This is a genomic window from Streptomyces canus (assembly GCF_041435015.1).
Taxonomy (GTDB): Bacteria; Actinomycetota; Actinomycetes; order Streptomycetales; family Streptomycetaceae; genus Streptomyces; species Streptomyces canus_G.
Window position 1 is genome coordinate 5,306,588 of the sequence record NZ_CP107989.1, and the last position, 11,631, is coordinate 5,318,218.

Consider the following 11,631-nt stretch of genomic DNA (forward strand, 5'->3'; position numbering starts at 1 on the left):
CCCGGCTCTAGTGACATACCGCGCGGTATGTGCGCAGAATCGGCGCAACCCTTACTACCGCGTAGGCAATGTCGCCCCGGGAGGACGCCGTGCTGAGCACGATGCAGGACGTACCGCTGCTGATCTCCAGGATCCTGACCCACGGGTCGTCGATCCACGGCACCTCACAGGTGACCACCTGGACCGGCGAACCGGAGCCGCACCGCCGCTCCTTCGCCGAGGTCGGCGCCCGCGCCGCCCAGCTGGCGCACGCCCTGCGCGAGGACCTCGGGGTCGCCGGGGACGAGCGGGTGGCGACCCTGATGTGGAACAACGCCGAGCATGTCGAGGCCTACTTCGCGATCCCCTCCATGGGCGCGGTCCTGCACACCCTCAACCTCCGCCTCCCGGCCGACCAGCTGGCCTTCATCGTGGGCCACGCGGCCGACCGGGTCGTCATCGCCAACGGCTCGCTGCTCCCCCTGCTCGCCCCGCTGCTCCCGCACCTCAAGACGGTCGAGCACGTGGTGGTCTCCGGCCCCGGTGACCGCACGGCTCTCGAGGGCTCCCACGCGCGCGTGCACGAGTACGAGGACCTGATCGCCGGCAAGCCCACCACCTATGACTGGCCCGAGCTGGACGAGCGCCAGGCCGCCGCCATGTGCTACACCTCCGGCACCACGGGCGACCCCAAGGGCGTGGTCTACAGCCACCGTTCGATCTATCTGCACTCCATGCAGGTCAACATGGCCCAGTCGATGGGCCTGACCGACCAGGACACCTCGCTCGTGGTCGTCCCCCAGTTCCACGTCAACGCCTGGGGTCTGCCGCACGCCACCTTCATGACCGGCGTCAACATGCTGATGCCGGACCGCTTCCTGCAGCCCGCGCCCCTCGCCGAGATGATCGAGCGCGAGCGGCCGACCCACGCGGCCGCGGTCCCCACCATCTGGCAGGGTCTGCTCGGCGAGCTCACCGCCAAGCCCCGTGACGTCTCCTCCCTCACCCAGGTCACCATCGGCGGCTCGGCCTGTCCGCCCTCCCTGATGGAGGCCTTCGACAAGCTGGGCATGCGGGTCTGCCACGCCTGGGGCATGACGGAGACCTCCCCGCTCGGCACCATTGCGCGCCCGCCGGCCCACGTGGCCGGCACGCCCGAGGAGTTCGCCTACCGCCTCACCCAGGGCCGCTTCCCGGCCGGCGTCGAGGCCCGCCTCAGCGGCCCCGGCGGCGAGCGCCTTCCCTGGGACGGCGAGTCCGCGGGCGAGCTGGAGGTCCGCGGCCCCTGGATCGCGGGCGCCTACTACAACGGCCCGGACGCCGAACCCCTGCGTCCCGCCGACAAGTTCAGCGAGGACGGCTGGCTGAAGACCGGCGACGTCGGCACCATCTCCGCCGACGGCTTCCTCACCCTCACCGACCGCGCCAAGGACGTCATCAAGTCCGGCGGCGAGTGGATCTCCTCGGTCGAGCTGGAGAACGCCCTGATGTCCCACCCGGACGTCACCGAGGCCGCCGTCGTCGCCGTCCCCGACGACAAGTGGGGCGAGCGCCCGCTGGCCACGGTCGTCCTCAAGGAGGGCTCCACCGCGGACTTCGCGTCCCTGCGCGCCTTCCTCGCGAGCGACGTCTGCAAGATCGCCAAGTGGCAGCTCCCGGAGCGCTGGTCGATCATCGAGGCGGTCCCGAAGACGAGCGTCGGGAAGTTCGACAAAAAGGTGATCCGCAAGCGCTACGCGGAGGGTGAGCTGGACGTCACCCAGCTCTGAGAGAGCGAGGGGTACGGGGAGCAGGACGCCGCAGCCGGGCCAGGCGTCCTGCTCCCCGTACAGAGCCGAGTGCCGTCACCCGGCAGCGGTTGCTGAGCAACCGTCACCCCACAACCCTCACCGCCGTACCGAAGTGGCGAGCCACCCCAACCCCAGCCACACTCCCGCCACGGCGCACACCCCGCCCCAGCCCCACCATCCGAAGGCCGACCCGGCGAGCGCGGACGCCGTCGCGCCGCCGGCGAACCCCGCCACGACATACGCCGTGTTGGCGGTGGCCGGGGTCGAGGTCGTCGTCAGGGCGACGGTCTGGTTGGCGACGTGGGAGGCGACCAGGGCCGCGTGGACGGCGATCGCCGCGACGAACAGGGCCCCCATGGCATGTCCGCCGAACCAGAACAGCGGCACGGACACGGCGGCGAGCAGATACGCCGACCGTACGACCTTGGCGGCGCCGAAGCGGTCCACGAACCCCCCGGCCAGGGGCGCCACGACGCTGGCCGCCAGCCCGAAGAGGCCGAAGAGCCCGGCGGTCGCGGTCGACAGGCCGTAGGACGAGCCGGTCAGCAGGAGGGCCAGTGAGGTCCACAGCGCGCTCCAGGCGCCGTACATCCCCGCCTGCCGCACGCACGCGCGCCACAGGTCGGGCGAGCGGCGGACGACGGACGGCAGGGCGGTGAGGCCCGAGAAGAGCGGGCCGGAGCGGTGGACTCGTTCGACCGGCAGGGCGTAGGCCGTCGCGAGGCCGAGGACGGCGGTCAGGGCGGCCGCGCCCACGAAGACCACCCGCCAGCCGTAGGCCTGACCGATCAGGCCGCCGAGCACACGGGCCGCGACGATACCGGTGAACAGGCCCGCGATGACGGCCGCGACATGGCGGGCCCGGCGGTCGGCGGGGGCGCGCTGGGCGACCAGCGGGACCAGCAGCTGGGGGACGACGGTCGCCGCGGAGGCGACGAGGACGGCGGCCGCGAGGGCGGTGGTGCCGGTGGCGAGCGCGGCGGCGGTCAGGGCCGCGGTGGTGACGAGCGAGAGGACGGCGACCAGGCGCCGTCGGTTCACCCTGTCGCCGAGCGGGGCGAAGACGAGCAGCCCGAAGGCGTAGCCGAACTGCGCGACCGAGGCGACCCAGGCCACCGCGGAGGGCGTCGAGCCGTAGTCGCGGGCGATGAGGGGGAGCAGCGGGGCCGCGAGGTAGATGTTGGCGGCCGTGACGGCGGTGCAGACGGCGATGAGGACGAGGAGGAGCGAGCCCGCGCGCCGGGCGGGGGCCTGCGTGGGCCGTCCTCGGGTGACGGTTGCTGTCGGCATGACCGGGGGACTCCTTCGAGCCAGGTCTCACAACTAACTGGTTGGTTGGAACAGTCCCAACAGTCTGGGTCGCTCGTCGATTCCCTGTCAACCAAATAGTTGGTTACTTGACCCACCCGCTCTACCCTGGCCCCATGGCAGCAGTAAGGGACCCCGAGGCCACCCGGGCCCGGATCTTCGAGGCGGCGGTCGCCGAGTTCGCCCGCTACGGCATCGCGGGCGCCCGCATCGACCGCATCGCGACCGAGGCCAAGGCCAACAAGCAGCTGATCTACGCCTACTTCGGCAACAAGGCGGAGCTGTTCACGAAGGTCCTCGGGAAGGTCATGCTCGACCTGGCCGCCGCCGTCCCCGTCGACCCGGACGACATCGAGGGCTGGATCGACCGCGTGATGGACTACCACGCCGCCCACCCCGAGGTGCTGCGCCTGCTCTTCTGGGAGGGAATGGAGTACGGCGCCGACGAGCTGCCCGACGAGACCGAGCGCCAGGAGCACTACCGGCACAAGATCGAGGCCCTCCAGGACGCCCAGGACCGAGGCGCCCTCAGCGACGCGATCCCGGCCCGCGACCTGCTGTTCCTGCTGATCGCCCTCGCCAACTGGGCCGTGGTCGTCCCCCAGATGAGGCGGATCGTCGTGGGCGCCGAGGAGAGCGACCATGAGCGGCTGCGGGCCTCGGTGCGGGAGGCGGCGCGGAGACTGGTCACGAAGTAGGGAGTCGTGCGGTGAGTGCGCACACTGCACCGCAACGACCGCCCGGCCATGTCCTCAGGCCGTACGCGGCCCCGCGGGCTACGCCGCGAGAGCCGATGACGGCGGAGATCACGAAGCCCCGCGCCGAGCCGGCGGAACAGCCGCCCGCGGCGGCCGTCGGCCACGCGACCGTCCGATGGCGGCCGGAACGCGACGTGGTTGTCCCCGCACCGCGACCGGGCCGACGACCGTCCTAGTTGGTGCCGATCCGCGCCAGCAGGTCCACGATCCGTGACTGCACCTCGGCGCTGGTCGACCGCTCGGCGAGGAACAGGACCGTCTCACCGGAGGCCAGCCGAGGCAGATCGGCCTGGTCCACGGCCGCGGTGTACACGACCAACGGGGTGCGATTCAGCTGCCCGTTCGCCCGCAGCCAGTCCACGATCCCGGCCCGCCGCCGGTGCACCTGCATGAGGTCCATCACCACGAGGTTCGGCCTGAGCTGCCCCGCGAGCGTCACGGCATCCGTGTCACTCGCGGCACGCGCCACCTGCATCCCCCGCCGCTCCAGCGTCGCGGTCAGCGCCAGCGCGATCTCCGCGTGCTCCTCGATCAGCAGCACGCGTGGGGGGTGCTGCTCGCTGTCCCGCGGCGCCAGCGCCTTCAGCAGTACGGCGGGATCGGCGCCGTACGCCGCCTCCCGCGAGGCCTGCCCGAGCCCGGCGGTCACCATGATCGGCACCTCGGACGCCACCGCCGCCTGCCGCAGCGACTGGAGCGCGGTCCGCGTGATCGGCCCGGTCAGCGGGTCCACGAACAGGGCGGCGGGGAAGGCCGCGATCTGCGCGTCGACCTCCTCGCGCGACTGCACGATGACCGGCCGGTACCCACGGTCGCTGAGCGCCTGCTGGGTCGTCACGTCCGGCGCGGGCCACACCAGCAGCCGCCGCGGGTTGTCCAGCGGCTCCGGGGGCAGTTCGTCGTCCATCGGCTGCGGCCGGGGGGTGTGCGGGATCTCGACGGCTCCGCCGGGACCGTCCAGCGGCTCGGGCCCCTCGGCGGCGTTCTCGTCGGGCGCCCCTATGGCGTACGACCGTCCGGCCGCCTCGGTGGCGTGCGCGAGCCGCGACTGTCCGGCCGGCGACGGCTGCGGGCTCTGCGCCGGTGCCGCTGCGGCCTGCTCGGCCGCCGGATGCGGACGTGCTCCCGGCTCCGGGGCCGCGGCGGCAGCGGGGTCGGGCCGGGTGCCGAGCTTGCGCCGCCGCCCCGAACCACCGGGCTGCTGCGGGGGAGGCGTGGCCGTCCCCGGCTGCTGCACCTGAGCCGCCTGCCGGGTGAACGGGACCCCCTGACCGAGGGTGCGCACGCTGATCGCCCGGCCCTGGGTGGAGTTGGGGTCGACGGGTGCGGCCGCGGCCTCGGCGGGCAGCGGCTGCGCGACCCGGGCCTGCAGGGGCGTGCCGGGCGCCGGAGTGGACTGACCGGTTTCGGGGGCCTGCGCGGGCTGGGGGGCGGGCTGGTTCGGGGGTACGGCGGTGGCGGCGCCGTTCGCCGGTACGGGGGTGACGGCGCCGGAGGCGTGGCTGGTGGGCCACGGCTGGGGAGCGGGCGTGGCCTGCGCCTGGTCCTGCGTCGGTGCCGGTGCCGGTGTCTGCGGCTGGGGCGTCTCGGCGGGGAGGGGCTGGTTGGGCGCGAGGCCGGGCTGGGCCGGGGCCGCCTGAAGGGGCGAGGCCGGGGCGGGGGCGGTCTGCGCGACCAGGCCGACCTGTCCGGTCGCGTTCTGCACGGGGACACCCGGGAACTGGGCCGACGACACCGCGCCCGGGGCGGCTGCTTGGACACCCTGTCCGGGCGCCTCGGCGGGCTGGGCCACGGCCCGTCGGCGGCGGCCCGTCGGGGCGTTGGTGGGGTGCGGCTGCGGCGGGGTGTGGTCGTCGGCCTGGTCGTGCGGCACGGCGTCATGCCGACCGTCGTCACCGTGACCGTCGGCGGGGACGGCGTGACCGGGGACCTGGGCGAGACCGTTGACCGGAACGGGGGCCGAGGCCTGGCCGGGGGGCTGCACCTGACCCGGGACCTGTGCCTGACCCGGGACCTGTGCCTGACCCGGGATCTGTGCCTGCCCCGGGACCTGGACCTGGCCGGGTACCCGTACCTCACCCGGGAGTTGTGCCGAGCCCGGGGCCTGACCTTGGCCGGGGACCTGAGTCTGACCCGGGGACTGAAGCTGTCCGGGGGCCTGTACCTGACCCGGTGCCTGGATCTGGCCGGATACCTGGATCTGCCCAGGTGCCTGCATCTGGCCCGGGAGCTGTCCTGAGCCCTGGCTCGGGACGTGTGCCGGGTCGGCGATCTGGTTCGGGAGCCGGCCTTGGCTCGGGACCTGAGGCTGGACTGGTGCCTGGATCTGCCCTGGTGCCTGCATCTGGCCCGGGAGCTGTGCTGAGCTCTGGCTCGGGTCGTGTGCCGGGTCGGCGATCTGGTTCGGGAGCTGGCCTTGGCTCGGGACCTGAGCTTGCCCCGGGACCTGCATCTGGCCCGGAATCTGCCCCGAGGCCGGCCCCGTCGTCTGTCCCTGTTCCTGTCCCTGCACCGGCGTCAGTCCCGCCGCGGCCGCGGCGGCGTCGGACGGTCGGTCCGCGTCGGCGGGCGGGAGCGCGAACACCGCGCGGGGGGCCGCCTCCTGCGCGGCCGCGCGCTCCGACGCGGCGGCGAGGGCGCGCCGTCGGCGCCCGTCCTGCTGCGGGGCGCCGGTGCCGGAGGAACCCTGCCCGGCGACCGGGAGCTCCCCCTGCGCCTGGCCCGGCTCGGCGGAGCCGCCCGCGGGCAACGCCGCCGGCAGCGCGTGCTGTTCGCCGCCGTCGCTCAGGGCCCGGCGCCCGGCCGGCACGGGCACGCCCTGCGGAGGCACGGTCCCGCCGAGACCGGTACCCGCGGCGGCGGACCCGGCGCCATGCTCGCCTGCCATCACCACGGCACCCTCGGACACACCGGCCTCGGCGGGCCGGGCACGGCGCCGACCCGTACCGCCGGGGCCGTCCCCGTCGTCGCCGGAGGCCTGCGCCGGCAGGGACACCGACTGCTCCCGCTCGGCCGCCGCCCGCCGCCTGCGCCGCCCGGTGGGCGCCACCGATTCGTCGGTCTCGGCCGGGACGTCGGCGTCCAGGAAGGCGTCGGTGGAGGAGCGCCGGGCCCGCCGCCGCCCGCCGCCCTCGGCAGGGGCGGTCTCCACGGGGACGGTTTCCAGGGGAGCGGCCTCCAGCGCGGCCGGACCGGGAGCCGCGACGGCCCCCGCCCCACCGCCGATGGGCACTTCGAGGACGTACGCGCTGCCGCTCATGCCCGGCACCTCGTGCGTCTGCAGCACGCCGCCGTGGGCGCGCACGATCCCGCGCACGATCGGCTCGTGCACCGGGTCTCCCCCGGCGTACGGCCCGCGCACCTCGATCCGTACGCCCTCGCCGCGCTGCGCGGCCGCCACCACGACCGTGTTGTCCATGTAACCGCCTGCGGACACGGGAGAGTTCCCGGTCGCGTCGACCCCGGCCACGTCCGCGATGAGATGCGCGAGCGCCGTCGCGAGGCGCTGGGCGTCGACCTCGGCCTCGATGGGCGGCGCGTGCACGGCGAACTGGACGCGCCCCGGCCCGATGAGTTCGACCGCGCCGTCCACGCCGGCGGCGACGACCGCGTCGAGCATGACGTTCGTACGGACGATGTCGTCGGTGCCCGCGTCGAGTCGCTGGTAGCCGAGGACGTTGTCGATGAGGTTGGTGATGCGGGAGTAGCCGGCCGAGAGGTGGTGCAGGACCTGGTTGGCCTCGGGCCACAGCTGGCCGGCGTCGTCGGCGGCGAGGGCGGCCAGTTCGCGGCGCAGTTCGTCGAGGGGGCCCCGCAGGGAGCGGCCGAGGAGGGTGAGGAGCTGGTCGTGGCGCCCGGCGAGCGCCTCGTAGCGGTCCTTCTCGCGCTCCCCGAGCGCGGCGTACCGCTCCTCACCGGAGGCGATGTCCTCGTCGTGCTGCTCCTGGAGCTCCTCCAGTTCGGTGATGTGCTTCTGGCGCAGCGCGGTGAGTTCGGAGGCGTGCTCCTCCTCGATCCGCTCCAGCTCCGCCGCGTGGGCCTTCTCGGCGGCGGTCTTCTCGTCGGCGAGCGAGTCGTAGGGCCGCCGGTCGGTGAAGGTGAGCACGGCGCCGACGAGCTGGTCGCCGTCGCGCACCGGCGCGGTCGTCAGGTCCACCGGGACCTTCTGGTCCTTCTTCGACCACAGCACCTGTCCGCGCACCCGGTGCTTGCGCCCGGAGCGCAGGGTGTCGGCGAGGGGGGACTCCTCGTACGGGAAAGGGGTGCCGTCGGCGCGGGAGTGCAGGATGAGGTCGTGGAGCTCGCGGCCGCCGAGGTCACTGGCCCGGTAACCCAGTATCTGGGCGGCGGCCGGGTTGACGAGCACGATCCGTCCGTCGGTGTCGGTGCCTACGACGCCCTCCGAGGCGGCCCGCAGGATCATCTCGGTCTGCCGCTGCGACCGTGCCAGCTCGGCCTCGGTGTCCACGGTCCCGGTGAGGTCGCGTACGACGAGCATGAGCAGCTCGTCGCCGCTGTAGCCGTAACCGTCGTAGGCCTGCTGGCCGTTCTCCAGATTGGCGCTGGTGACCTCGACGGGGAACTCGGTGCCGTCGGTCCGCCGGGCGACCATCCGCGTCGGCTTGGTGCGCCCGCGCGGGTCCATGTGGTCGGGGCGCCGCATGGAGCCCGGAATGAGCCGCGAGTCGAAGTGCGGCAGCAGATCGAGCAGCCCGCGCCCGACCAGCGCGGTGCCCGGCGCCTCGAACGCCTCCAGCGCGATGGTGTTGGCGTTGACGACGGTCCCATTGGCGTTGACCAGCACCAACGCATCGGGAAGCGCGTCGAGTATGGCTGCGAGGCGAGCAGCACCTCGGGATGGCCTGCTGCTCACGAGACGCTTCCTCCCTGTTACCGCACCTTGCCGACCGCTCGGGCCATCTTGCCAAGGGGCCCGCGACGTGTCACGCGAGGGAGTCTAAGCGCTGCCGTTGTGCCGGGGTGCTGGATGAGAGGGAGGTCGCACGACGAAGTGAAGTAGAACGTGTGACCGCCCCTCGGGGGCTAGGTGTCCATGCTGGGGAGGAGCGGCACGAACCGGTCCCAGCGCGCGATGTCGCACCCGTCGCTCCGGTCGAACCAGGTGTCCACGGGGCGCCCGGCCCAGGTGCCCGTGACGTGGGCGGTGGCGGGGCCGCCGTAGAGCATGGTGCAGAGGCTGCCCTCGGGGACGGGGGCGAAGGTGTCCTTCCCCCACCGCGTGTTCCGCTCCAGGACGGCGCAGGCGCCGGCGGGGTCGGGGTGGGTGCCGTGCGTGGGGTGACAGCCGACCTCGAAGGTCCCGTCGGCTCCGCTTCCCGCGTCCCGGACGGTGACGGTGAGATGGTCCCCGCCGTCGGTGTACGCCGACGCGGGGCTGGGGGCCAGGGCGGCGAGGAACAGGGGGAGGGGGCTTAACCGTGCGAGCCGGCCGAGCCGGGTGACGTATGACATGCCCTGACTAACGCCGGACGGCGCCGTACGTTGCGCGGAAGCACTTTGCCCTGCGCCCCGCCCGCCTAGTACCGTGGGAACCGATTGGTGGCACGACCTTCGACTGTGTCATCATCTGCACGCACCACTCGCGCTCGCGCGGGCGGCTGTGCTGGAGGCGTCGCCTAGTCCGGTCTATGGCGCCGCACTGCTAATGCGGTTTGGGACTTCAATCCCATCGAGGGTTCAAATCCCTCCGCCTCCGCGCAAGATCACCGAAGCCCCGGTCCGAGCGACCGGGGCTTCGTCGTTGTCCCCCCGCTCTGAGGGGTGTTTTCGCAGGCCACAAGGGCTACGGCAAACGGATTTCACATGCGAGCGGCAGTCATGTAATGTTCTTCCTGTCGCCGCGAGCGGCCCGGAAGGGCAAGGAACGGCGAGAAAACAGAACAAGCACTCGTAGCTTAACGGATAGAGCATCTGACTACGGATCAGAAGGTTGCAGGTTCGAATCCTGCCGAGTGCACACAGATCAAAGGCCCCGCCGGTTGAACCGGCGGGGCCTTTGACATCAACGCCGTGTACGTCGCTGCGTCCTCAGAAGCCTGAGCAGGTAGCCGCCGCTGACGGTCCTGACGCCGTGGAGGTCTTCGGGGGGCCGTGGTCCACAGTCACGGAACAAGTGGCGGTTCCTCCCGATCCGCTGAGGCTGATGAGCAGCGATCCCCCCTTCATGAAGCCCTTCGTCTTCACGACCTTCCGCCACGGCAAGGTCTTGGTGGTCTCGGACCTTGAAGAGATGCCGTCGTCGTTCCATACGGAGTACGCGATAGTCACGTCTCGCGCATTGCCGGTGACCGTGTACTCGACCTCGACTGTCTTCGAGACCTCGTGCGAAACGCCAGCGAGGACGGCCGCGCACCCGCCCGCCACCAAAAGGACGAGCACGAGCAGCACCCACGGCCACTTGCGTCTCTTCTTCCTCGGCGGTGCTCCGTACGGCGGCGAGGCACCGTACGGCGGCTGGCTCCATCCCTGCGGCTGGCGCTGCTGCGCGCCCTGTCCCCACTGTTGCTGTGATGGATCAGGACGGGGCGGCTGCCCGGGGGTGGGTTCGCTCATGACCTCAGCGTCTGGCACGCCCTTCGCGTGCGCGACTCAGGGACTCCACTCGTGGGTTCCGTCGGCCCGGCAGCCGAGTGCTAGCAGGCCGTCACTCACCGCCCTGTGCGACCGGATTGCCTGAGTCCTCGTCTGAGTCGTCTTACGTCTGTGGGCTTGAGGGCGTCCAGGTCGATGACCCGCAGCCGGCCGGCCGCGGGCACATCGTGGCGAGCGCGGTGGGCTCCCATCCCGTCCACCATCGGCCCAGGCAGAGCCGAGCAGATGCGGCCCCTGGCGTCCAGGTCGTTCGTACAGTGGCGCGCTCCACCTGGACGCCATGAACCACGCCCGCTCCACGGTGTGTGGGTCGACGGCGGACGGGATCGGAGCAGGGGGGAGTGAGGGGTTGAGGCGTGGGGTGCACCTTCGATCCAAGGTCGATAGACAACTCGCCTTTGGTCCGCCATGCTGCCCGAGTGATCACGCGCCCACGTTGGCTGCGTTGAGTAGGGGTAGGGATCGTGGAGCAATCGCACGTCGTAGCCAGACAGCCGGAGCCTATTCGCTATCGGTACACGCTTCTCCAGTCCGTAATGCCTGCTCTGCCGCTTCTTGTCATCGTCTGGGGTGCGAAAATCTGGGACTGGATGACTGGGATGCCCGTCGGGGCTGAGATGACCGAGTCGTTTGGCATGTGGGGCGGCATGCTGCTCGTGCTCTTGATCGCCGGGCGGTATTTCGGCGTCACTCTCACGGAGTCGACAGCCAACGTGCACAGCCTCCGCCGCCGGACCATCCGGTGGTCAGACGTCCAGGCCATCTGCATCGAGGGCTTCCAGGGGGCCCAAGTCGTTGTGATCTACGAAGCGGGTGGCCGTCGCACTCGCCTACGGGCACCCATCACGGGCTTCTTCTGCTGGGATCGCGGGTTCGAGGACAAGTTCCAGACCATCGGCAGGTGGTGGCAGGAGCAGCGCGGTCCGGACTGGGCGCCGGTCCTGCTCCCGGGAGTGCCCTTGAGTGGCCCGGCGCCTCTTGACGGGAATCCGTTCGCCTCCCCCACCCAGTAGTCGGCGTACGGCTGTAGACGCAGGTTGGAGCGGCGGCCGGAGTCAGCAGTCCGCATGTCAAGGCGGCGTCTGTACCTGACATCAGCTACTGACACCAACAAGCGCGCACTCTCGCGGTCAACATCGGACCTACACGATTGATCATTGGGCAAGTCCACCGGGAGAAGCGGC

General features: G+C 71.9%; 7 protein-coding genes and 2 tRNA genes. 5 read left to right on the plus strand and 4 right to left on the minus strand.

The annotated features are described in order from the left end of the window. The first annotated feature begins 68 nt into the window (after positions 1-68). The gene (locus OG841_RS24180; protein ID WP_328639590.1) at positions 69-1,748 is read left to right on the plus strand and encodes a long-chain fatty acid--CoA ligase; all 1,680 of its coding nucleotides are present in this window, start codon (positions 69-71) and stop codon (positions 1,746-1,748) included. A 117-nt stretch (positions 1,749-1,865) separates the two neighbouring features. Here the strand turns inward: OG841_RS24180 and OG841_RS24185 are convergent, their stop codons facing one another. Continuing rightward, positions 1,866-3,059 carry an MFS transporter gene (locus OG841_RS24185; RefSeq protein WP_328639589.1) on the minus strand — a complete coding sequence of 398 codons (1,194 nt, stop codon included), beginning with the start codon at positions 3,057-3,059 and terminating at the stop codon, positions 1,866-1,868. Positions 3,060-3,193: 134 nt separating this feature from the next. On the opposite strand from OG841_RS24185, the gene OG841_RS24190 reads away from it, so the two are divergent. After that, on the plus strand, positions 3,194-3,775 hold the full coding sequence (locus tag OG841_RS24190) for a TetR family transcriptional regulator (RefSeq protein ID WP_328639588.1): 582 nt from the start codon (positions 3,194-3,196) through the stop codon (positions 3,773-3,775). 232 nt (positions 3,776-4,007) lie between these two features. On the opposite strand, the gene OG841_RS24195 is transcribed toward OG841_RS24190, so the two are convergent. Both OG841_RS24195 and OG841_RS24200 read right to left on the minus strand, forming a co-directional pair. Further along, the gene (locus OG841_RS24195; RefSeq protein WP_365116337.1) at positions 4,008-8,708 is read right to left on the minus strand and encodes a PAS domain-containing protein; all 4,701 of its coding nucleotides are present in this window, start codon (positions 8,706-8,708) and stop codon (positions 4,008-4,010) included. Positions 8,709-8,878: 170 nt separating this feature from the next. Next, the gene (locus OG841_RS24200; RefSeq protein ID WP_365116334.1) at positions 8,879-9,307 is read right to left on the minus strand and encodes an SSI family serine proteinase inhibitor; all 429 of its coding nucleotides are present in this window, start codon (positions 9,305-9,307) and stop codon (positions 8,879-8,881) included. Positions 9,308-9,460: 153 nt separating this feature from the next. Between OG841_RS24200 and OG841_RS24205 the strand changes: the two genes are divergently transcribed. Next, a tRNA-Ser gene (locus tag OG841_RS24205) sits at positions 9,461-9,551 on the plus strand. Positions 9,552-9,739: 188 nt separating this feature from the next. Next, positions 9,740-9,812, plus strand: a tRNA-Arg gene (locus tag OG841_RS24210). A 71-nt stretch (positions 9,813-9,883) separates the two neighbouring features. Here the strand turns inward: OG841_RS24210 and OG841_RS24215 are convergent. Next, a complete protein-coding gene (locus OG841_RS24215; RefSeq protein WP_328639585.1) occupies positions 9,884-10,408 on the minus strand; it encodes a hypothetical protein in 525 nt (174 codons plus the stop codon). Between the two features lie 656 nt (positions 10,409-11,064). Between OG841_RS24215 and OG841_RS24220 the strand changes: the two genes are divergently transcribed. Next, a complete protein-coding gene (locus OG841_RS24220; protein ID WP_328639584.1) occupies positions 11,065-11,460 on the plus strand; it encodes a hypothetical protein in 396 nt (131 codons plus the stop codon). The last annotated feature ends 171 nt before the right edge of the window (positions 11,461-11,631 follow it).